Origin of the sequence: Paenibacillus catalpae (assembly GCF_900112695.1) — a bacterium.
Taxonomy (GTDB): Bacteria; Bacillota; Bacilli; order Paenibacillales; family Paenibacillaceae; genus Pristimantibacillus; species Pristimantibacillus catalpae.
This window is the reverse complement of the sequence record NZ_FOMT01000004.1, coordinates 631,156-651,792: the sequence shown is the minus strand read 5'-3', so window position 1 is coordinate 651,792 and position 20,637 is coordinate 631,156. Positions and strand designations below refer to the sequence as shown.

24 protein-coding genes and 1 riboswitch are annotated in these 20,637 nt (G+C 50.5%); of the genes, 16 read left to right on the top strand and 8 right to left on the bottom strand.

Translation table 11 applies throughout. The annotated features are described in order from the left end of the window. The first annotated feature begins 106 nt into the window (after positions 1-106). The 6 genes from BM200_RS20720 (at position 107) to BM200_RS20695 (ending at position 4,244) form a co-directional block, all read left to right on the top strand. Positions 107-682 (top strand): RNA 2'-phosphotransferase, encoded by a 576-nt coding sequence (locus tag BM200_RS20720; RefSeq protein WP_091188679.1) that lies wholly within the window; start codon positions 107-109, stop codon positions 680-682. A gap of 1 nt (position 683) precedes the next feature. Continuing rightward, positions 684-1,469, top strand: coding sequence for a TatD family hydrolase (locus tag BM200_RS20715; protein ID WP_091188542.1), 786 nt, complete (start codon positions 684-686; stop codon positions 1,467-1,469). A gap of 138 nt (positions 1,470-1,607) precedes the next feature. Continuing rightward, complete coding sequence (locus tag BM200_RS20710; RefSeq protein WP_091188541.1) at positions 1,608-2,360, top strand: AraC family transcriptional regulator; 753 nt, start codon at positions 1,608-1,610, stop codon at positions 2,358-2,360. A gap of 90 nt (positions 2,361-2,450) precedes the next feature. Next, positions 2,451-3,398: a nucleoside hydrolase gene (locus BM200_RS20705; protein ID WP_091188540.1), complete on the top strand. Its 948-nt coding sequence runs from the start codon at positions 2,451-2,453 to the stop codon at positions 3,396-3,398. A gap of 356 nt (positions 3,399-3,754) precedes the next feature. Further along, a complete protein-coding gene (locus tag BM200_RS20700) occupies positions 3,755-3,955 on the top strand; it encodes a cold-shock protein (RefSeq protein WP_012772304.1) in 201 nt (66 codons plus the stop codon). Positions 3,956-4,034: 79 nt separating this feature from the next. Continuing rightward, positions 4,035-4,244, top strand: a complete 210-nt coding sequence (locus BM200_RS20695) for a cold-shock protein (protein ID WP_091188539.1) — start codon at positions 4,035-4,037, stop codon at positions 4,242-4,244. Between the two features lie 54 nt (positions 4,245-4,298). On the opposite strand, the gene BM200_RS20690 is transcribed toward BM200_RS20695, so the two are convergent. Beyond that, positions 4,299-4,595 (bottom strand): hypothetical protein, encoded by a 297-nt coding sequence (locus BM200_RS20690; protein ID WP_091188538.1) that lies wholly within the window; start codon positions 4,593-4,595, stop codon positions 4,299-4,301. A 169-nt stretch (positions 4,596-4,764) separates the two neighbouring features. Between BM200_RS20690 and BM200_RS20685 the strand changes: the two genes are divergently transcribed. The 5 genes from BM200_RS20685 (at position 4,765) to BM200_RS20670 (ending at position 7,163) form a co-directional block, all read left to right on the top strand. Continuing rightward, on the top strand, positions 4,765-5,565 hold the full coding sequence (locus BM200_RS20685) for a (2Fe-2S)-binding protein (protein ID WP_091188537.1): 801 nt from the start codon (positions 4,765-4,767) through the stop codon (positions 5,563-5,565). Continuing rightward, a complete protein-coding gene (locus BM200_RS29760; RefSeq protein ID WP_139230817.1) occupies positions 5,532-5,864 on the top strand; it encodes a hypothetical protein in 333 nt (110 codons plus the stop codon). The genes BM200_RS20685 and BM200_RS29760 overlap by 34 nt, the downstream gene beginning before the upstream one ends. Continuing rightward, complete coding sequence (locus tag BM200_RS20680) at positions 5,851-6,594, top strand: SDR family NAD(P)-dependent oxidoreductase (protein WP_091188536.1); 744 nt, start codon at positions 5,851-5,853, stop codon at positions 6,592-6,594. Before BM200_RS29760 ends, BM200_RS20680 begins: the two co-directional genes overlap by 14 nt. Before the next feature lie 72 nt (positions 6,595-6,666). Further along, entirely contained in the window at positions 6,667-6,945 is a 279-nt protein-coding gene (locus BM200_RS20675) for a hypothetical protein (protein WP_091188535.1), read from the top strand. Between the two features lie 38 nt (positions 6,946-6,983). Next, positions 6,984-7,163, top strand: a complete 180-nt coding sequence (locus tag BM200_RS20670; RefSeq protein WP_175532945.1) for an S-layer homology domain-containing protein — start codon at positions 6,984-6,986, stop codon at positions 7,161-7,163. Between the two features lie 61 nt (positions 7,164-7,224). Here the strand turns inward: BM200_RS20670 and BM200_RS20665 are convergent, their stop codons facing one another. The 3 genes from BM200_RS20665 to BM200_RS20655 all read right to left on the bottom strand — a co-directional run bounded on the left by BM200_RS20665 (position 7,225) and on the right by BM200_RS20655 (position 10,670). Continuing rightward, a complete protein-coding gene (locus BM200_RS20665; protein WP_091188533.1) occupies positions 7,225-8,340 on the bottom strand; it encodes a stalk domain-containing protein in 1,116 nt (371 codons plus the stop codon). A gap of 89 nt (positions 8,341-8,429) precedes the next feature. After that, on the bottom strand, positions 8,430-8,825 hold the full coding sequence (locus tag BM200_RS20660) for a VOC family protein (protein WP_091188532.1): 396 nt from the start codon (positions 8,823-8,825) through the stop codon (positions 8,430-8,432). 678 nt (positions 8,826-9,503) lie between these two features. Continuing rightward, on the bottom strand, positions 9,504-10,670 hold the full coding sequence (locus BM200_RS20655; RefSeq protein WP_091188531.1) for an acyltransferase: 1,167 nt from the start codon (positions 10,668-10,670) through the stop codon (positions 9,504-9,506). A 483-nt stretch (positions 10,671-11,153) separates the two neighbouring features. Then, positions 11,154-11,339: riboswitch (cyclic di-AMP (ydaO/yuaA leader) on the top strand. Between the two features lie 154 nt (positions 11,340-11,493). Between BM200_RS20655 and BM200_RS20650 the strand changes: the two genes are divergently transcribed. Then, complete coding sequence (locus BM200_RS20650) at positions 11,494-13,320, top strand: APC family permease (protein ID WP_091188530.1); 1,827 nt, start codon at positions 11,494-11,496, stop codon at positions 13,318-13,320. A gap of 59 nt (positions 13,321-13,379) precedes the next feature. Here BM200_RS20650 and BM200_RS20645 read toward each other — a convergent pair whose 3' ends face one another. From BM200_RS20645 to BM200_RS20630, 4 genes are all read right to left on the bottom strand, one after another. Next, positions 13,380-15,587: an MMPL family transporter gene (locus BM200_RS20645; protein WP_091188529.1), complete on the bottom strand. Its 2,208-nt coding sequence runs from the start codon at positions 15,585-15,587 to the stop codon at positions 13,380-13,382. Next, positions 15,584-16,249, bottom strand: a complete 666-nt coding sequence (locus tag BM200_RS20640; RefSeq protein ID WP_091188528.1) for a TetR/AcrR family transcriptional regulator — start codon at positions 16,247-16,249, stop codon at positions 15,584-15,586. The genes BM200_RS20645 and BM200_RS20640 overlap by 4 nt, the downstream gene beginning before the upstream one ends. Positions 16,250-16,413: 164 nt before the next feature. Beyond that, on the bottom strand, positions 16,414-17,256 hold the full coding sequence (locus tag BM200_RS20635; RefSeq protein WP_091188527.1) for an aldo/keto reductase: 843 nt from the start codon (positions 17,254-17,256) through the stop codon (positions 16,414-16,416). Positions 17,257-17,427: 171 nt separating this feature from the next. Next, positions 17,428-18,639, bottom strand: a complete 1,212-nt coding sequence (locus BM200_RS20630) for an MFS transporter (protein WP_091188526.1) — start codon at positions 18,637-18,639, stop codon at positions 17,428-17,430. A gap of 160 nt (positions 18,640-18,799) precedes the next feature. Here BM200_RS20630 and BM200_RS20625 point away from each other — a divergent pair, with 160 nt between their 5' ends. The 4 genes from BM200_RS20625 (at position 18,800) to BM200_RS20615 (ending at position 20,628) form a co-directional block, all read left to right on the top strand. Then, positions 18,800-19,171, top strand: a complete 372-nt coding sequence (locus tag BM200_RS20625) for a winged helix-turn-helix transcriptional regulator (protein WP_091188525.1) — start codon at positions 18,800-18,802, stop codon at positions 19,169-19,171. Positions 19,172-19,305: 134 nt separating this feature from the next. Beyond that, entirely contained in the window at positions 19,306-19,818 is a 513-nt protein-coding gene (locus BM200_RS30090; protein ID WP_175532944.1) for a hypothetical protein, read from the top strand. Continuing rightward, complete coding sequence (locus tag BM200_RS30085; RefSeq protein ID WP_342716436.1) at positions 19,803-19,967, top strand: hypothetical protein; 165 nt, start codon at positions 19,803-19,805, stop codon at positions 19,965-19,967. The genes BM200_RS30090 and BM200_RS30085 overlap by 16 nt, the downstream gene beginning before the upstream one ends. Before the next feature lie 178 nt (positions 19,968-20,145). Continuing rightward, the gene (locus BM200_RS20615; RefSeq protein ID WP_091188523.1) at positions 20,146-20,628 is read left to right on the top strand and encodes a DUF6530 family protein; all 483 of its coding nucleotides are present in this window, start codon (positions 20,146-20,148) and stop codon (positions 20,626-20,628) included. The last annotated feature ends 9 nt before the right edge of the window (positions 20,629-20,637 follow it).

Here is a 20,637-nt window from a genome sequence, read left to right as displayed (position 1 = left end):
TTTCATGCGAACGTTTCTGCTAAAACAACTAATCCCGCCTATAGATAGCGTGGAACAGCTATAATGAAATTATGGAAAGCTGATCAGAGAAAGCGAAGTGAAGGCCATGCTGAATCAAGCGATAGAACATAGCTTAAGCAAATTAATGAGTAAAATACTCCGGCATTCACCCGGGGAGTTTGGCATAGTGCTGGACCCGGAAGATGGTTCGTGCCCGGTGGGCACTTTATTAGAAGCGATACAAGCTCAGCCCAAGTGGCCGGGCATTACACAGGATGATATCGAGCAGGTCGTCCGCAACTCGGAAAAGCAGCGTTTTGCCATAGATGGCGGGCGTATCCGGGCAAGATATGGGCATAGTCATGATCGAGTCCAATATACAGCCGGTGAACCGCCGGCCATTCTGTATCACGGCACTAACCAAAAGGCTCTTGCCTCCATCTTAATGGAGGGGCTTAATCCAATGAACCGCCAGTATGTGCATTTGTCGGAGGGCACTCATTTTGCAACGCTGGCGGGGAGCCGCCGCGGCGAGTTGGTGATTTTGCAGATTGATACGTTAAAAGCGAAGCAAGCCGGCGTTGTCTTTTATTTTGCAGGTAACGAAGTATGGCTTGCTGACCGTGTGCCGCCTGACAGCTGCTCGGTTAAGCCTGCTGCCAAGGAAGAGGAGCAGATGTAGGATGAATAATTCCATCATAGATATCGGCGTAAATCTGATGCACCGTTCCTTTCATCAGGATCGGGATCAGGTTGTGGCAAGAGCGGCCGAGAATAACGTTACGCCATTAATCCTAACAGGAACAAGTCTCCGGAATAGTGAAGATGCAGCCCGTTATGCCGGGCGGTATTCCGGGAAGCTGTACTCCACGGCCGGCGTGCATCCGCATGATGCGAAGAATTGTAAGGAAGAGACGATCGGGAAGCTGCGGGAGCTAGCGGCGCTGCGGCAGGTAGTTGCGGTTGGGGAATGCGGGCTGGATTATAACCGGGATTTCTCGCCGAGGGACGTGCAGCGGAGATGGTTCGAAGAACAGATTCGTCTGGCTTTGGAGCTGGACATGCCGCTGTTTCTCCATGAACGGGAGGCATCGGGAGATTTTATCGGGATGCTGAAGGAGCATAAGGTGCAAAGGGCTGTTGTTCATTGCTTTACAGGCACGTCGTCCGAACTTAAAGCCTATCTGGAGATGGGGTACCATATCGGGATTACGGGCTGGATTTGCGATGAGCGGAGAGGCAAACATCTCCGGGAGCTGGTACGGATCATTCCGCTCGATCGGCTCATGATTGAGACGGATGCGCCATTCCTGACTCCGCGGGATCTGCCCGAAAAGCCCGCCGATGGGCGGAATGAACCGGCCTTGCTGCCGCATATTTTGCAGACGGTTGCGCATTGTATCGGCAAGCCGGCGGATGAGGTGGCTAAAGCCACGACACAGACAACGAGAGACTTTTTCAGTATCTAATGAAGAAACGAATCTCCGGGCTTCCCTTGACGACGCTTTGCTGCCCATTTCCTTCTATATAGAAAAAGGTTTCTTTTATAGAAAGTTGATTCTTTTTTGCTATACTGGGACTAATCTCCTCATACAAGGAGGATCCGCATGAATTGCTCCTTTGATTTTCTATATCACGTTATCCGGGAAGCGGACAGCTTTATTGATTTTCATACGCATGCCAGCTATGAGCTGGTCTATTACGCCAGCGGACATGGCACGACTCAAATCGGTAAATCCGTCTACGACTATGTGCCCGGAACGTTTGCTATTATCCCCCCGCACACGAAGCATAATGAATATCGCCATACCGAAAGCGAAGTCTTATTCGCCTGCTTCTCCTATGATAATGCCATGTTTACGCTGAATAACGGGCTGTATACCGATGATGAACGCAAGCTGGAGCAGCTGCTTCGGGCGATGAAGGAGGAGCTTGGCAGCAAGCGCAATTATTATCATCTCACCTTGCATGGTCTTCTCTGCCAGGCTATTGCGGAGATTGGCCGCCTAGTAGACACCGCGGACGGAGCCGGAACCAATGATAAAGTGAACTATGCGAAAAACTATCTGGAGCAGTATGCGTCGGATTCCATTGACCTTCAGGCGATCGCCCGCAGTTTGGGATACAGCTATGACCATTTCCGCCATTTCTTTAAACGGGAGACCGGCTATTCGCCCAGCCAGTTTGTGATACGGAAGCGGGTGGAGAATGCCAAGGCGCTGCTCCTTCATTCCGGAAAGTCGATGATTGAGATTGCCCATGAATGCGGGTTTAGCAATGCGCCGCAGTTCAGTATGCTCTTCAGCAAGCATACCGGCGTATCTCCCCGCGCTTTTCGGATGGATAACCAGATCGTATAAGAACATAGCCGAATTCGGCTAGTTTCAGCTGGCATCTCTATTTATGATGAGAATAGATGTCCTATTCTAAAGCGAAGTGGAGTGAATGCCGTGAATTACCCTGTTATTTCCGATGCCTTGCGATTAAGCCGGCTTGCGCCTCCTGCAGGCCGGGTACGTGCTGTGCTTGATACGGATACGTTTAATGAGATCGATGATCAATTCGCTCTCGTCTATGCGCTTTTGTCACCGGATCGGATCGAGCTTGAGGCGATATATGCTGCACCCTTCTGGAACGATCTGTCGGACGGACCAAAGGACGGTATGGAGAAGAGCTATGACGAGATAGGCAGAATTCTGAATCGGCTTGGCTGTGAGGAAGACAATGCGGTCTTCCGCGGTTCAGACAGCTATCTGCCCGGAGCGGTGACACCGGTGGACAGTCCGGCGGCCCGGGATCTTGTCCAAAGAGCGCTTGCTGCTCCTGATGATGAGCCTCTCTATGTCATTGCAATTGGTGCAATAACGAACATTGCATCGGCCATTTTGCTGGAGCCTTCCATTATCAGCAAGATCGTTGTTGTCTGGCTTGGCGGTCATCAGCTGACCTGGCGCGATACGAAGGAATTCAATCTGGCCCAAGATATTCATGCGTCACGGGTGATGTTCGACAGCGGGGTGCCGCTTGTTCTCGTTCCTTGCCATGGGGTTGCTTCGCATCTGATTACGACTTTGCCGGAGATTAAACACTTTGTGCAAGACAAAGGGGAGATTGGCGCGTTTCTGGCGGAACGGTACGAAGGGTGCAGCAGTGATCATTACGGCTACTCCCGCGTCATTTGGGATTTATCTGCCGTTGCTTATCTTGTAGACCAAGCTCTGGTGCCGTGCGATCTGGTTCACAGTCCCGTGTTGACCGACCAGGTGACTTGGAGCTTTGATGCAAGCAGACATCTGATCCGATGCGCAAGAAGCGTATCCCGTGACGGCATCTTTAAAGATCTCTTCCGCAAGTTGGAGTACGCAGCAGAATCGAGATTGGTGCAAGAGAAGATCTAATCGCTGTTTCGGATAATATTGGAAGATCCAGCGATGTATGTAATCGGCCATAAAGGGAATTATAAAGGATACAAAGGGGAGAGAGCAGGGGTTTTTCTGCTCTTCCTTCAATAAATATCTGAGTTCAGGCAAGGTTTTAAAAATAATGTCCACTTTTTTTCCTAATGGGCCCCATTGGAAATAGCTTTTTCCATTAGGATGTGGTACAATGAGTTTATCAAAAAACGTGACCTGAATTCACATGACGTAGAGGGTTATTTTTTTAAGAGGAAATAATCCTGCACGATATGTGAATTTTTTATTGTTAGCACAAAATAAGAATGTCATGTAAATCATATACAAGGTGGTAATTCGAAATGGAACAAGGTACAGTAAAATGGTTTAACGCAGAAAAAGGTTTTGGCTTCATCGAAGTTGAAGGCGGCAACGATGTATTCGTCCACTTCAGCGCAATCCAAGGCGACGGTTTCAAATCCCTTGACGAAGGTCAACGCGTTGAGTTCAACATCGTTCAAGGCAACCGTGGCCCACAAGCCGAAAACGTTGTAAAACTGTAGGACTGTAAAAGAATGCCCCGGATCGTAAAGGTTTGGGGCTTTTTTTCATTGCCATTACAGAATTTGAGGAAAGAGGGATATGATGTATTCTCGGAAAAAGACGGTCGAAGAACTGCCTACTGAATTAACAGTGGTATGGTCATGCTCGAATGAGCAATGCAAGGGATGGATGAGGGATAATTTCTCACTGTCCGAAGCACCCGTATGCTTCCAGTGCCAATCCCCCATGATCAAAGAAGAGCGAATGCTGGCAACGGTTGAGAACACAAGCTACAGTCAGCGTAAATAGATGCCTTCGGGCTATATAAATAAAAAAGCATCTCCTGCCAAGGAGGTGCTTTTTTCATGTTCTTGCAGTACCCCGTCCAATGCCCGCCACAATCCTCGCCAATCCATACACCATCAGGTACCCCGTGCTTATAATAAAAGTCGGCGACTCCAGCACCGAATGGATCTCCGTCATGTACACCGTGTTATCCATAATCGTCCGCGTCGCCGCTGTGGCGATGACGGTCGAGGCCAGGAAGATTGCGATAGCGGCGAGGCCGCCAAGCACGGAATGGCCCAGTTTGCTCCGGTAACTGATCCAGCCTACAATCCCTGCGGCTATAGCTAGCCCTGCTCCAATGATAAAGATCATTTTGTTCACCTCTTCTATACAGCTTTAGGCAAAAAGGCAGATATTATGCGGTATAAATTGACAGTATATATGAGAATCGTTATCATATAAGAGGATTATATACATAGTAATATTGATGTGGTCTTGTGGGCCAAAGGTCCATAGGAAAAATGAAACGGGGGCCTGCGAGTTGTTCGATTTTACGATCGTGAAGATGTATTATCATATTTCGCCCGAAGGGGCAGATCATCCGATTTATGAGATTCCGGCAACGAGCTTTTTTGATCCGGCCATCCTGCAAGAGGCGCTTCGGCGGAGCGGGGAGACGGTGCAAGCCACCTCGAATGCGCTGCCGGCGTCTTTCCTCGGAACCACCTTATGCAAGGTGAGTATCGTTCAATTGTTGTTTGTCTCGATGTATCAACAATTGCTCGATATGTATCCGGATAATCTGAACTACCAAGTCGAGATGCATGACGATCATGCTCATATCGGCTATCGGATAAAAGATATCCGCTCTGTCCCGGTGCCAACGGAGCCCGAAGCGCGCAAAGCTTTCCTGCTTCAGCATTGGGAGGAGTATTTCACGAACTTCATCACGCCTGCGGTGGAGTTGATCGCTGCAGCCGGCGATCTGAAGCCGGATGCGATCTGGCAGCAGTTCAGCGGATATCTGAAGATGACGCAGGACTTCATCACGGATTATATGAAGATGCCGGAGCTTGCGGAGCAGTTCCTGGCTGACGGCAAGCTGCTCACGGAATTCCTCGATCCTGCTTTGTTCAACCGCAGACGGAATCCGTATTTTCTGGCAAAGCCGCGTTATGTGGAGAACCCGCTTAATCCGGAGGAGAAGTGGCTGATGCATTCCTCCTGCTGCATGTACGACCGCCGCGAGAACGGAACAAAATGCTACACTTGTCCGCGGATGACGGAAGACGAGCGGGAAGCGAGAAAATGCGAGATGCTCGCGACAGCCGCCGTGCACTAATCCATTTTTCTAATGATAAAGAGTACCTCCTTGCCGGAGGTGCTCTTTTTTTGATTAAAGCCGGTACTTCTGCAGCAATAAAGGTTCCGTTGCAGTCATGGTATATCGTTCATGCTCATATTCTTTCCTTCATGTGTACAGGTTCAATTCCATTCATCCGGGGTACATTAATACGGCTATGCTTGACGCCGATGGGCCGTGCAGGGACAGTAGACGAGGTTGTTAATAATTGTGCAAGGGCTCGATTAGGTCTTATCCATATTCTGATAAAAGGTGGCTATTATGATGCGTTTCCATAATAAAGTAGCAATCGTAACCGGCGGGGCCAGCGGAATAGGGGAAGCGACTGTCCGCGAGTTCGCTGCCGAAGGCGCGAAGGTTGTTATTGCGGACTTCTCGGATCGTGGTACGGCGGTCTCCGAAGAGCTGAACAAGCAGGGCTATGATACGTTCTTCGTCAAAACAAACGTAGCGGAAGAAGCCAGCGTGAAAGCGATGGTCGCCGCTGCGGTGAAAAAATACGGCAAGCTTGATATTTTGTTCGCGAATGCCGGGATTGGTGCACAAGGCGTTACCCATGAGCTGGCTTTGAAGGATTGGCAGCGGATGATCGACATCAATCTAACGGGCGTATTCCTCTGCGACAAATATGCCATTGATCAAATGCTGAAGCAGGGCACAGGCGGGGCGGTCGTGAACTGCGGTTCGATTCACAGTCATGTGGCGAGAAATACGATTCCGGCTTACTCGGCAGCCAAAGGCGGCGTGAAGCTGCTGACGCAAAGCACGGCGATTGCTTATGCGCAGCAAAACATTCGCGTGAATGCGATCTGCCCGGGGTATATCGATACCCCGCTTATTCAAGGAAGCAGCGAAGAAGCGCGGCAATATCTCGTGAACCTGCATCCGATGGGCCGTCTTGGCAAGCCGGAGGAGATTGCGAAGGCCGTCTTGTTTCTCGCAAGCGAAGATGCTTCCTTTGTAACAGGTACAACGCTGACCGTGGATGGCGGTTATACGGCACAATAATGACGATTTTTGAATCTGCTCCCCGGAATGGTACAATAGACCATATATGATTCCGAGGAGTTGTTTAAGCTAATGAGCGAACTGAACGAGAAAGAGTTAGTGAACTATCTGGCCGAGAAGACGAAGGTACCGGCTGCTTCGGTCAGCCTTGTGCTGAAGTACGAGCAGGCGTTTATTGATAAGGCGCAAAACTCGGCGAAAGGCCAGGTTGTCGATATCGACAGCGATGAGCTGGTTGATTTTGTCCTGAAGCAGCGCGATGTGAAGCTGGACGAAGTAACCATCGAGACGATTCTCGATTTGGAAATGGATTATCTCGTGGAGCATGGCTTCGCGGAGCATGAAGACTAATAGACGTGCTTTAAAAAGAAGGCCATCTGCTCATTGGAGTGGATGGCCTTCTTCTCGTTTATTGCGAAACAGCCGCCTGCTCGCTTTCCGGCAGAGGAAGAGCTTGTCCTGCTTCGGGCATTATTAACGGCAATAACGGCAATCTGACCCCTCAGAACAACCTGACGCGTGCAGAAGCGGCGAAGGTGCTTCACCTGTTGTATAACGAGCTTTATTAAACGCAAAGCCCGTGGATGGATATCCACGGGCTTTGCCGAATAGCTCCACAGTGTCTTGCGTCTAGCCTTTAATCGTAACCGAATTATCATTTTCATTGTTCTTCACATCCAGGTGAAGAATTTTGCTGAAGAATTCATCCGGTACATACAGGGAACCTTTCATTAACTTAGGCGCGGCAAACAGCTTAATCGGAGCCATCTTGTTAATGATGTAGCTGTTTTTGCCTTCGGTTACCGATGTCCATTGCGCATCGCGGGAGACTTCCGCGCTTTGCGTTTTGTTGCTCCATTTTACCTTGTAGCCCAGTGCTTCTGCAGCTTTGCGGAGCGGAACGAAATGCGCACCATTCGGACCGGTGGCCAGCTCTTTGGTGGACAAGGTGAATGTTGGGCCAACCGAAGTAGTCTCATCAACCGGGATGTTAATAATCCCGCCGGCATAAGGCGCGATCTCGTATTGCTGGAAGACCAGATTAACGATGCCTTTGCTGTCTACGAAGTAAGTATGGTCAGCATCTATTTTGAACGTAGTTATTGCATCCCAGAAGAAGTTATCCGGGTTTTTGCTGATCGTGTAACGCACCGCGCTATTGGCAGCTGCAAAGCCGCCTTCGCCAAGCGCTTGCTCAAGCGTCAGCACAGCAGCTTGCTGGCTGTTCACGATATTGTAGCCTTCTACAGCCGTGCCGCCATGAGCCCCGCCAGTGAACTCATAAGTGGATACGGTGAAAGAGACAATACCCTTTGCAGCGGTGCTGCCATCGGCTTTCAGCTCATAGGATACGTTCAATTCGTAAGCGCGGAATGGATAATCGCTCTCTTCTGCAAACTTCTTGTCCTCGGCCGCCAGCGCTTTCAGCCGGTCGATTTCCTTGGTTGCTTTATCCTCGATGCCGGCATTTAATTTAGTTTGATAGGTAGTGTCGAGCATACCGCTGATTACAGGTACCGAGATTTTTACGGTAAGAAGATCGGTTGTTTCTTCGATGACCTTGGTCGTCACTTTAACGGCTTGCGTATCTGGAAGCGTTGCGCTGATTGGTACGGCTGTAATTGGTTCGGAGGTTGCGGCAATAGGGACAGCAGTTGTTTCCTGTGCCATCGCAAGCGCTGGAGTGAAAGTAAGCAGGCAGGAGCCGGCTACTGCAAGAGTAAGCATTTTGAAAGGTTTTTTCATGGTGGATGGCCTCCTAAAGTGTGTTCGGTGAATGAAGACACCAAGTAGACGATTCATTGTATTAAAAAGTTTTAGGCTAAATATTTTAATTACGGCTGTACACGGACCCCTCCGCCAAAGGCGATCCGGTACCCATCGGCGTCCTTGATCGTGAACTCATTCCAATGCTCGGAAAAGTGAGGGCCGTTAACAATCTCTACTCGGTTAGCACGGCATTCTTCAATAAGCAGGTCCACGGCATCGGTGTAGGCAAAAGCGTCAAAATACAGTCCGCCTTGAACAGCGGAGTTTGGCCGCACATCTTCCTTATTCAAGGCGGGATGCAGGATGAGGGTGATGCTGTTTCTCGCCACGTGCACATGGCCGCCGATCTCATCGTAAATAAACCCTATATTCTTGTAGAACGACGAGGCGGCTTGTATATCCTTAACCAGTAAAACAATAGATGAACCAGTAATCCTCGCTCCTACTGTCGGTTGAATCATGTTAACCTCTCCATTCTTATGGAATATTAATCCAGAACTATTAGGAATCATACAATGGAGATTTTGTTAAGGCAATATGGAATTTGGACTAGTACGTGCGCTTCTAATGCGGCAGCTGATGGATTTGAGGCGAGCAGGGAAGCGGGAAGAGGAGATAGAAACGGCCTAGGAGCTCGTCTTATATAGCAGTTAGTTGCTGAGTATGATGCAACGCGGATTGATGGATGGTTGTCGCTGAAGCTGCGTGGATGCTGGGGGTTATGGCTAGGAACCCGGATTTGCTGAGTTACCGGGATTGGATGAAGCTGCGTTGTATAATGTGCAGTATAATTGCCCTGTATAGCTCTGAGGTATGAGTTGCATTGTATCCAGTACAGTATATTGGAGCAGAAAAGGCACATTTGGGGTAATAGAGGACGAATATACTGCATTCCATACAACATAGCTTGAGCCGATAGCGTGAAAGCGGGGAATATACTGCATAATATACAATCTGCCTAAGCCAGGCGGATTAGCGTGGGGGGTACTGCGGTGGGCTGGAGGGCTGAGCTGGAGCGGAGCAAAAGACATGCTCCCAAGAAGCGGCAGCGCTCGCCTTTGTGCCCGGATTCCTGCCGCTTAGCGGTAAGTTCGAGGAAATCTGGGGCACAACAGAGATCGAAGGAGCATGTCTTTTGTTCAGCCGGCTATGCGGCTTTTACCGCTTTTCCCCTTCCGAGGCAGCTCCCCAAACAACAGAGCCGCCCCCGGAAGGAAGCGAGCGGCTGCCGCTACAATCAGCCAGGTGCCGCCAAGGGCGAGGCCGAAGCCAACGGCATACCAGACATGATAGTGCCAGGAGGTCCCGCCCTCTGCGGGGAACTTCCGGTAATAGAACAGCAGCAGCGGGTGCAGCAGATAAATGCCGAACGATAACGCGGCAATCGAATCCAACACGCGCAGCCCTTTCCCAGGCAGCAGCCTGTATAGGAAAGGCGCTGCGAGAAGCAGCATAACGGAGCTTGTGACCGAGTACAGCATTTTCAGCACGTTAAGCATCAACGGTGAATAAACGGTGCCATTCATCCGCGTGTCATACAGAATTACCAGCATTGCAGCCAGGCAGCAGAGCCAAGCGAGCAGCGCAGCCAGCCATCCGGCGATTCGCTTTGGAGCGGCATGCTCCCTCGAGATATGAAGCCACCCGCGAAGCTGCGGATAATAAATGCCAAGCACAGCGCCAAGCATATACTGAGTGGCATACGAAGGGGCCCAGCTCATCAGATTGGTGATATGCAGCGCTTCCTCGTTCCAGATAAAGAAACCAAGCTGGATCAGCAGAGCCGCAGGGACCGCCCATTTGATCAACCCGGAGAAGCGCCGGAAGACCATCAGCAGGATCGGGAACAGCACATACATCTGCGCCATGATAAAGACGTAATAGAGATGCGTGTAGGCTTTGCCGGTAGCGAGCTTGATCAGGAAGCTGCGGAATGTCTCCTCCGCCGGCATAGTAGGCGTGTATGCGTTGTAATACAGGATGAAATAGATGATCGAGAATAGGACGTATGGAATAATGACGAACGTAATTCTTTTTCGATAGAAAGTACTTATCAAGGCGCCGTTAAGCGGACGCGTATAATAGCTGTAGAACAAGACAAAGCCGCTCAGGAATACGAATGCGGGCGTTGCGAATGCCATAGATACATTCAAGAAATGATAAACGGGATACAAGCTCGAATCCTTCATTTGCAGCGTAGCGAACGATGTTGCATGAATCATAATTACCGCAATAATCAACAGCGCGCGGACAAGCTGGATCTCCGGCAGCCTGCTTCGAGCAGCTGCATCTTTAGAATTTTCCATTGTTCAACTCCAATCTAAGCTGTTACAAGGGCATTATCAAAGGGTAGTGCCAAGAGGGCCTCTTTGTCAATAGTTGTTACAGACAGCCCAATCGTTGATGTATTCAACAACAACCGATAGGTTGCTCCCAAGAGGCAATCGATGCAGAACGAAAGCCATTCCGCTTGATAAAAATAAAAAAATTTACATCAAAAACAACGAATCCGCCACCGGCAGGTTCGTTGTTTTTTTGCGGGCATAGCCCCTATAGAAGCATCCCTGACGTAAAACAGCTAATCTGCTCCATAATCTAGGGGGTAGCGACTTTATGCGCTTTAAAAGAGAGCATGGACGCCGCACGGGGACATTCTGCACGCCAAAACGGGATGTATCCGCATTCATGATTGGAAAACGGTCTATTCCGCCTTATTTGCGGTTTTATCGTGGTTTACAGATAAGGCGGGAGAGGACTATGATCAATTCTGCAACTTCAACTAAATATGTTCCACATATTCGCTGAGTTTCCGATAGAACCGGAAAGCAGGGGAACCAATTGCGACAGCTTGTAGAAAGTACGGCTTGTCGCCGGGGTGAATCAGCATGCTCGTCATAAAGGCAGCAAGCTGTAGGGCGATTCTCTAGACGCCCGAATCCGTCAGCTAACCTTGTAAGCGTTGATAGAGAGGGTGAACTTCGGTTATTTTTAGGGCCGCGGGAGGATACTCTGCGGTTTTTTTCTTGTGCGTAGAAAAACGAAAAGATGGTTACATTAGCACTGATAAGTGCCCAAGTAGCCCAAGTATCCAGACAAATGTGTTTAACTTCAATGTTGGCGGTGACCTGTGTGTTTACTCTTATCAAAAGATTACTGATCGGGCGTCCCCTCAAGTCCACGGAACTCGGGGAGCAAAAGCTCATTAAGACGAAGGCGCTTGCGATACTTTCTTCGGATGCCTTATCATCCGTTGCTTACGGTCCTGAGCAGATTCTGATCGTCTTATTGACGGTTAGCGCAGCGGCGTTTTGGTATTCCATCCCGATTGGGATCGGGGTGTTGGTCTTATTAACAGCACTTATTTTGTCATACCGGCAAATTATATTTGCCTACCCTCACGGCGGGGGAGCTTATGTCGTATCGAAGGAAAATCTGGGAATGTTTCCGGGTCTCATATCCGGCGGCTCGCTGCTGGTCGATTATATTCTAACCGTGGCCGTAAGCGTCTCGGCGGGTACGGATGCGATTACGTCCGCTTTTCCAAGCTTGCATAGCCATTCCGTGTTAATCGCCATCTTTTTCGTCCTTTGCATCACGATATTGAACCTGCGGGGCGTAACCGAATCAGCTTCCATCCTCGCTTATCCGGTGTATTTATTCGTGCTTGCGATTGTCATTATGATTGGCGTAGGTTTGTACAGAGTCGCTACAGGCGACGTGTCGCCGCAGCTTCATACCGCGGTTGGCACACCGGTAGCCGGGATCAGCCTGTTTCTGTTGCTTCGCGCTTTTGCGTCAGGCAGCTCGGCTTTGACCGGGGTTGAAGCGATCTCGAATGCGATCCCGAACTTTAAGGATCCAGCCCCTAACAATGCGGCCAAGACCTTGCTTGCAATGGGAGTCCTGCTCTCAATCCTGTTCTCGGGGATCGTGCTCCTAGCGTACTACTACGGAATCTCTCCTAAGGAAGACGTGACGGTGGTATCGCAAATTGCCGAGGGTATCTTCGGACGCAATGTGATGTACTATTTTATCCAGGGGACAACCGCCTTGATCCTCATTCTGGCGGCGAATACCGGCTATTCCGCTTTCCCGTTGCTTGCGGTTAACCTGGCGAAGGATAAGTACATTCCGAGAATGTTTACGGTCCGCGGTGACCGTCTAGGTTACTCGAACGGGATTATCAGCTTGGGTGTTTTATCCATTATTCTGATCATTGCATTCCAAGGGAAGACGGAGCATTTGATTCCGCTGTATGCGGTTGGGGTATTCGTGCCATTCACCCTGTCTCAGACCGGGATGCTGGTGAAGTGGTTCCGCCAGCGGCCGAAGGGCTGGGTACCGAAGTTTATTATTAACTCGATTGGCGCTTTGATCAGCTTTATCGTAACAATCATGTTCTTCCTGACGAAATTCGAGCAGGTATGGTCGATTCTGATCTTCCTGCCGCTTATCATCTTTGTCTTCCACCGGATCAAGAAGCATTATGAAGCGGTGGGCGAGCAGCTTCGCCTTGCAACCTGCGAGCCTGTGATGCCGATTGAAGGCAATGTCATGATTTTGCCGGTCTCGGGGATTACGCATGTTGTAGAGCACTCGATTCTATACGCCAAGTCGTTGAAGCCCGAACAGATTATTGCCGTTTACGTGCCTTTCGAGAAAGAGGATGAGGCAATCTTCGAAGAGAAGTGGGGAAAATTCCAGCCGGATGTCCGGCTCGTGACCCTGCACTCGCCATACCGCTCGATTTCGAATCCGCTCTTCAAGTTTATTGACACGGTGCAGCGCAAGGCGGGCGAAGCGAATTTTCAGGTTACAGTCGTTATTCCGCAATTTATTCCGAAGAAGGGCTGGCATAACATTTTGCATAACCAAACAAGCTTAATGCTTCGTGCCCAGCTTCTTTACCGCAAGGATGTCATCATTACAACCGTTCCTTACCATCTGAAAAAATAGCAAAGAGCCTTAGTCCAGTGGGAATGACCCCCGTTGGACTAAGGCTTTTTTTAACGTGATTAATTCTTTTCTTCTGCCGCAGCGGCGGTTCTGCCTTGCTTCGAAGGCCAGAATACCCATTTGCCGATCCATACCGTCAGAGCCGGTACGAGGAAGGAGCGGACAATGAAGGTATCCAGCAGGACGCCGATTGCCGTGACGGTGCCGAACTGGACGAGCACCTGAATCGGCAGGGTCGCAAGAACGGCGAAGGTGCCGGCGAGAATAACTCCGGCGGAAGTAATAACGCCGCCTGTCTGCGCAACGCCCTCAACAATTGCCTTGTTCAGCGGCATTGTCTTGCTCTTCTTCCAGATGCTCGACACCATGAAGATGTTGTAGTCCTCGCCAAGCGCGACCAGGAAGACAAAGGCATAAAGCGGAATGAGTCCTTGGATCGCCTCTGCGCCAAACATATGGTGCAGGACGAGCCAGCCGATTCCAAGCGCGCTGAAGTAGGAGAGAAGGACGGTTCCCATCAGGTAGAGCATCGCAATAAACGAACGCAGGTAGATAAGCAGAAGCAGGGCAATCATCCCGATAATGACGGGAATAATCCGGTAAGCATCTGCATTTGTCACATGGCGTGTATCATATTGCTCCGCCGTTGCGCCTGCAATCCATACTTTATCTGACGCATCCGTAATGCCGGCATCGGTAAGGCTCTGCTCGGCGGCGGAACGGATGACAGGAATCATGTCCAGCGCTTCAATGGAATACGGGTTCATCGCAAGCTCAACATTATAGGACACGATATTGGCATTGCGTGTATTCGCCACTGGGTCTGATACATCGCTGATATTCGCCAGTTCCCCTAGCTTCTGGTCAAGCGGATAGTCCTTGCCGTCGGTTTGCACAAGCACTTGAACCTTTGCCAGACTGCCCTCGGAGAAGTGTTCGCCAATCAGAGTGAAGCCTTCGCGGGAAGGCATGTCTTCAGGGAAAGAGGACAACGTGTCGTACGTGAATTTGATTTGAGCCGAAAATGCTGCCGTAATCCCTAATACGATCAGGGTCGCGATCGCGATCGTCTTCGGCCGTTTTACAATAGCCTCACCTAAGCGGATGCCGAAGCCCGGTTTTGTTTGTGGCGCGGGCAGCGGTTTGTTCTTGCGTGCGGCACGGGCTGCCTGCATCTCCGGTGTGCGCGGTACAAACGGATAGAAGGAAGCGCGGCCGAGAATTGCGAGCAGAGCAGGCACCAGCGTCACGCTTGCAATCATCATTATAAGAATCGATAGGCTGAACGGCACCGCAAAGCGGTGAATCGCACCGTATTGCGCGAGCAGCAGGGCGAGCAGCGACATCACAACCGTCAGGCCGCTCATCGTAATTGCACCGCCGGAATCGCTGAGCGCTTTGAGCAAGGCCTGTTTTTTATCGGACTCGGTCGTCAGCACGCTGCGGAAACGGGCAATCAGGAAGAGGCAGTAATCTGTCCCTGCGCCGAAGAGCAGCACCGTCATAATCGATAAGCCCTGTGAATCGTACGAAATCCAGCCTTCATCGGCCATCCAGCCGAGAATCGGACCGGTCAGACCATAGGCGAATCCAACCGCAACAAGCGGGATAAGGGCAAGAATAGGCGAGCGGTAGATTAATAACAGAATGATCAGGACAAGCAGGGTGGTGGCGATCAGGAGCGAAACGTCCGCGCCTTTGAACAAGGAGGTAGCATCTACCCCAATACCCGCAGGTCCGGTTATCCGGCCGACCAGTCCTTCGTCCTCCAAGGCGGTATCAAACGGCTTGGTTGTAAAAATCGTATCCCCATCAGCCTGCAGCTGCTCCAGACTGATCTTTAGTTCATCGGATGAGGCATTCTTATCAAAAACAACCGTCTGCAGCATCGTGGTGCCGTCCTCCGACACCATGGCTTTCAGGGCTGGCAACGGCATCTCGTGAAGAGGCGGCAGCTCCGTCTGATGGGGCAGAGGATCATCCGCTAGCTTCTTGGATAAGGCCTGAATCCGGCCGATATCTTCATCCGTCAGGCCCGAGGTCCGGTGCCAGGCAATAATAGCGGGAATGCCGTTGTGGTCATTCAGCGCATCAGCCTGAACGGACGGGGCGCTGCTCTCCAGATTGGCCGCCGCGTCGTCTTTGTGATCGCTTGATGAAGGCAGGAGGACGCTGGCGAGACCAACGATTACGATCCACAAAACAAGCGTAATCCATCGTCCACGTTTACCGCTGACGGCGTTTGCTATGCGTGCTAAACCATTCATGCTTTCTCATCTCCTTTATTTCCGTAATGAACTTCTTGTCTTCCTTCCTCCGAAGCCATGCCGAACAACAGAATATCGACGGTCCGGGCAGCTATTACTTCTGCGGGAACGGGAATGCTGCTGCCTTTTGGCAGGGGACCGCCGCTGCCTCCCGGCTTGCGTTGAATCACGCTTAGCAGGAAGAAAGCGGATGGAATCGGATCGAGCAGTCCGCCTTGGAGGCTGCCGTTCTTCTGTCCTTCTTCGAACAAGGAGGCAATCGGCAACAGATAGCTTTCCTGCCACCACCTTGTAATAAGCTGCTGCGTTTCCGGCTGAAGCTCATGCCGGATATCTCTTTCCATCTGGCTGAGATCATCGGGCATATAGAGCAGGATATAGGCAACAAGCTTGATTAACCTCTCCCGGACTGAACCGCCGCTCTGGATAATCTCATTCATGGCTGTCTTTGTCTGCTCCGTGACGGTTCGCAGCACTTCGGTATAAAGCGCCTCTTTGTCCGCAAAATAATGATACATTGCCGGCTGCGTCAAGCCGCTGGCTTTGGCGATCTGCCGTGTCGTGACTGCCCGGTAGCCATGCTCCATGAACAGATCATGGGCGGTCTTGATAATCAAGGAGCGGGTTGCTTCGTCAAGCGGCTGTTTTTTTCTGCGTCCCATAGCAGGATTCCCTTCTGTCTTGAATACTTTAGTCACTAATTTATCGTTTGATAAATTAATGCTGCTGGATAGATTTTATCAAGTGATAAATTAAAAAGCAAACAAAAAAACCAGGCCAGCCTAAAGAGGCGTGCCTGGTTTGTCTATTGTATGAACAAGCCTTTTTAGAAATCGAAGTTGTCCGGGTCCGGACCTACCCGTTTGTCTTCGTTCAGGGCATCGATTTGAGCCATTTCGTCAGCCGACAGCTCGAAATCAAATACGTTGCCGTTCTCGATAATACGTGATTCTTTAATGGATTTTGGAATGGTAACCACGCCGTTCTGCAGATCCCAGCGGATAATGACTTGAGCAACCGATTTGCCATGTTTGGACGCAATCGAGCTTAATACCGGGTGATCCAGCAGTTGACCCTGCATAAGGGGGGACCAAGCCTCCAGTTGAATATTATGCTCACGCGTAAAGGCGCGAAGCTCATGCTGGGCAAGCATCGGATGATATTCCACCTGATCGACCATCGGCATAATCTCCGCATCCTTCATCAGATCCTGCAGGTGATGAACATGGAAGTTGCTGACGCCAATCGCTTTAACGCGGCCTTGCTTGTAAAGGGTCTCAAGCGCACGCCATGCGTCCTTATATTTGCCTTCTACCGGCCAGTGGATAAGATACAGATCCAGGTAGTCCAGACCAAGCTTGTTCAGGCTTGTCTCGAAAGCGGCAAGCGTCGACTCATAGCCAAGATCAGCGTTCCATACCTTCGAAGTAATGAAGAGCTTTTCTCTTGTCACGCCATGCTCAGCAATCGCTTCGCGGATGCCTTGGCCAACGCCGGCTTCATTATCATAGATCGCTGCAGTATCGATGCTGCGGTAGCCGTTCTTGATTGCGTCTTTAACGGAGTTAACAACGACGCTGCCATCCTCCACTTGGAATACGCCAAGGCCAAGCCAAGGCATGGCTACGCCGTTTTGCAGTATTACTTTATCGTTTATTGCTGTTGTCATTAGAATATCCTCCTAAAATGAATTGTCACCCAGATGGCCGCTTTAAGGCCATTTGTGATGATTCATACTTCGAAAGCATGAACTAAATGAATTGTCACCCAAATGGCCCGAGCGCGGCCGTTCGTGGTGATTCATGCTTCATAAAAGCATGCGGCTTTAATGAATTACTGCTTAAGCGGAAGCTTTAATCGGTTGATTGCCTTCCGTATCCTTTTTCTCGAGCGAGCGACTCCACGCCGTCAGAAGAACGGCGCCAAGCACCATAATCGCGCCGATCCAAGGGGTATGGATCAGGCCAAGCTCGTCGGTAATAATACCGCCGACGTAGGCACCAATAGCGATGCCGGCGTTAAAGGCCGAGATGTTCAGGGCAGAGACGACATCGATTGATTTGGGCATATATCGTTCCGCGAGCAGAACAACATACATTTGAAGACCGGGAACATTCATGAAGGCCAAGAGGCCCATCAATGTTATCGTTACTAATGCAGCTGCGGCGTATGGCGCCGTGAACGTCAACACCAGCAGGATAATAGCCTGGAGGATGAACATCACGAGCAGAGCCGATAACGGCTTCTTGTTGGCTGCTTTGCCGCCGATCAGATTGCCAATCGCAATCGCAATCCCATACAGGACCAGAATGCCCGCAATCGTACTCTCCTTAAACCCGGTGATATCGTGGAGCAGCGGAGACAGATAAGTGAAGACGACGAAGGTACCGCCGTACCCGAGCATGGTAATGGCAAAAGCGAGCAGTAACCGGCCGTTCTTCAGTACTTTGAAGGGCTCGCTCAGCTTCGTTCGGTTGCCTTTGCGCAGCGTGTTTGGAACGAGAATCATATTCGCAATTAGAGCGATCGCCCCAATTACGGCAATGGCAATAAAGGCGGCCCGCCAGCCGGCATGCTGACCAAGCAGAGTCCCAAGCGGCACCCCGGTAACGGTAGCGACCGTTAGGCCGGAGAACATCATCGCAATCGCACTTGCTCTGCGGTCCTCGGAGACAAGCTCGGCAGCAATCGTGGAACCGATAGACATAAACACGCCATGCGAGAAGGAAGAGATGACGCGGGCAATAAGCAGCATAGCGATGCTGCCGGACATGGCCGCGAGGCCATTGCCCAAGATAAAGATAACCATAATAGCGATAAGCAGCGTCTTGCGCGGTACCCTTGAAGTAAGAGCGGTAAGCAGCGGAGCCCCTACCGTAACGCCTACTGCATATAAAGTAACGGATAAACCCGCTGTTGTAACGGATACATCCAGATCTTCCGAGATTAAAGGCAAGAGTCCAACACTAATGAACTCTGTCGTTCCGATGGCAAAAGAGCTGATCGCGAGCGCCAGCAGCGCCAGTGCTGTACGACTTTTTGCTGTAACCATGTTTGCACTCCCCATATTTCATATTGTTGTGTTGATCGGCCGGTAAGTGCTATTATGGAGGCAATGAGTCGCTGTGACTAGTACGCACTATTTTGTAATATAGATACTAAAAAGTAATGTAGGCACTAAAAAGTACCTATGGAACAGGAGGCTGTAAGCAATGGGAGAGAAAAAGTACAACATATCCGTTGAAGCAACACTCGAAGTGATTGGCGGCAAGTGGAAATGCGTAATTCTGTGTCATCTGACGCATGGCAAGAAAAGAACAAGCGACTTCAAACGATTAATGCCATCCATAACGCAAAAGATGCTGACCCAGCAATTAAGGGAGCTGGAGGAGGACGGCATTGTGAACCGGATCGTCTACAATCAGGTGCCGCCAAAGGTCGAGTACGAGCTGACGCCATATGGAGATAGTCTTCGCCCGATCCTCGATTCCTTATGCAATTGGGGAGAGCGGCATATTATTAAAGAGTTTGGCTCGAAAGCGGCCGTACTGGAGGACAACGGGCTTAATAATTTAGATGATTAATGATGGGCACAAAAAAGGACGGAGAGCTGTATAGCTGCTCCGTCCTTTTCTGCGTTTTTGATACCTTTCTTTTTTCCATATAGCCGCGTTTTGTTATTCCTTGTTATCCAGAATCAGCACCGTTACAGGATTAGATGACGCAGTACCCGGAATACGCTGTCCGCTCGGTGAGAGAAGGTTTAAGCACACAGGCAACAGGAGCGCAGTCGCATGCGGAAGGCAACGGCACGCTGGCGCAAGGCGACGCCTCGCATGCCCAAGGCTTTAATATGCAGGCTACGAGCAATAATGCGCATGCGGAGGGAAGCTTTACCGTTGCCAGTAACGATAATGCGCACGGAATGGGAAACCGGACGCAAGCTGCAGGCTTAAATTCCTTTGCAGGCGGTAACTTCACGCAGGCAACGGGTGACCATTCCTTTGCCATTGGCGATAGTACCCTTGCCAATGGACTTAACTCCTTCGCTGGAGGGTTGAATACGAGCACCGGAGGGGCGATCTGGCGTGGAGCGGGCAGTATAAGAAGGATGAATTCGGAAGACCTCTTCTTGATGCGGGAGGCAGCCCGATTATCGACGAGCAGTGTGACCCTGGGCGGACTTACGTTCCCCGCAGGAAGCGGCGGGAATGGGTGGCCGTGGGGTTAATGGGCAAGCTGGCAGTCTATGATGACGGTATTTGCGAAGTGAATGGCTATTGCAAGCCGGATGCGGAAGAAAGGGCAACGGCGGCAGAGCCCGGTTACCGGGTGCTAAAGCGGATTCATGCCTCGCTTATCGCTATTTTATTGAAATAAAGTGATGAATCAGTATCCGCTGTCTCCCTTTGAGACAGCGGATGGTTGACGTTAACCGGCAGGTACATAGATTTGACGATGGGAAGACAGGTACAGTATAATCGAACTACTAATTTAGTAATTTAGTAATCAATCAATGTTCATACATCTAAACTTGAAATGATGGAGGAATGGAATTATGAAAATCCCAACAACGTTGAAGCACAAGCCGGTTATTATCTCTGAAAATTACGAGCAGGTAGACGGCAGATACGCGGAACATACCGATGCGAAAGGGCTGTCTCTTGGGCTGGCCCAATGGAATGACAGAGGCAAGGTTGAAATCTCGGCGAAGGTATGGCGGTATACCGGGGAGAAATGGTCGCGCCAATCCGAAGAGCTGCCGCTTCACCGCGTACTGGATCTTGCGATTCTGGTTGCTCGTTCGATGCAGCATTTCCGCGAGGATTCTTACCGGTATGAAAATCTGTACGATCCGGAGCAGCCGGTTATTGACCGCATTGGCCTGCAAGGGGATGCAATGACAGTCTCCGTATGCACGGATAATGAAAAGATTAACCAGGATATCAAGCTGTTCAGCCAGGCGCTGAGCGACGATGACGAGCTGAACGGAGAACGTCTGCGCACCTTGTCCCGCATCCTGAAGGAGCTTGGCTATTAAGACATGTTC

Excerpts from the sequence above, each read along its gene's own strand:
- BM200_RS20720 (WP_091188679.1), top strand. The coding sequence starts at position 107 with ATGCTGAATCAAGCGATAGAACATAGCTTAAGCAAATTAATGAGTAAA.
- BM200_RS20715 (WP_091188542.1), top strand. The coding sequence starts at position 684 with ATGAATAATTCCATCATAGATATCGGCGTAAATCTGATGCACCGTTCC.
- BM200_RS20710 (WP_091188541.1), top strand. The coding sequence starts at position 1,608 with ATGAATTGCTCCTTTGATTTTCTATATCACGTTATCCGGGAAGCGGAC.
- BM200_RS20700 (WP_012772304.1), top strand. The coding sequence starts at position 3,755 with ATGGAACAAGGTACAGTAAAATGGTTTAACGCAGAAAAAGGTTTTGGC.
- BM200_RS20695 (WP_091188539.1), top strand. The coding sequence starts at position 4,035 with ATGATGTATTCTCGGAAAAAGACGGTCGAAGAACTGCCTACTGAATTA.
- BM200_RS20690 (WP_091188538.1), bottom strand. The coding sequence starts at position 4,595 with ATGATCTTTATCATTGGAGCAGGGCTAGCTATAGCCGCAGGGATTGTA.
- BM200_RS29760 (WP_139230817.1), top strand. The coding sequence starts at position 5,532 with ATGCGAGATGCTCGCGACAGCCGCCGTGCACTAATCCATTTTTCTAAT.
- BM200_RS20680 (WP_091188536.1), top strand. The coding sequence starts at position 5,851 with ATGCGTTTCCATAATAAAGTAGCAATCGTAACCGGCGGGGCCAGCGGA.
- BM200_RS20675 (WP_091188535.1), top strand. The coding sequence starts at position 6,667 with ATGAGCGAACTGAACGAGAAAGAGTTAGTGAACTATCTGGCCGAGAAG.
- BM200_RS20665 (WP_091188533.1), bottom strand. The coding sequence starts at position 8,340 with ATGAAAAAACCTTTCAAAATGCTTACTCTTGCAGTAGCCGGCTCCTGC.
- BM200_RS20660 (WP_091188532.1), bottom strand. The coding sequence starts at position 8,825 with ATGATTCAACCGACAGTAGGAGCGAGGATTACTGGTTCATCTATTGTT.
- BM200_RS20655 (WP_091188531.1), bottom strand. The coding sequence starts at position 10,670 with ATGGAAAATTCTAAAGATGCAGCTGCTCGAAGCAGGCTGCCGGAGATC.
- BM200_RS20645 (WP_091188529.1), bottom strand. The coding sequence starts at position 15,587 with ATGAATGGTTTAGCACGCATAGCAAACGCCGTCAGCGGTAAACGTGGA.
- BM200_RS20640 (WP_091188528.1), bottom strand. The coding sequence starts at position 16,249 with ATGGGACGCAGAAAAAAACAGCCGCTTGACGAAGCAACCCGCTCCTTG.
- BM200_RS20635 (WP_091188527.1), bottom strand. The coding sequence starts at position 17,256 with ATGACAACAGCAATAAACGATAAAGTAATACTGCAAAACGGCGTAGCC.
- BM200_RS20630 (WP_091188526.1), bottom strand. The coding sequence starts at position 18,639 with ATGGTTACAGCAAAAAGTCGTACAGCACTGGCGCTGCTGGCGCTCGCG.
- BM200_RS20625 (WP_091188525.1), top strand. The coding sequence starts at position 18,800 with ATGGGAGAGAAAAAGTACAACATATCCGTTGAAGCAACACTCGAAGTG.
- BM200_RS30090 (WP_175532944.1), top strand. The coding sequence starts at position 19,306 with ATGACGCAGTACCCGGAATACGCTGTCCGCTCGGTGAGAGAAGGTTTA.
- BM200_RS20615 (WP_091188523.1), top strand. The coding sequence starts at position 20,146 with ATGAAAATCCCAACAACGTTGAAGCACAAGCCGGTTATTATCTCTGAA.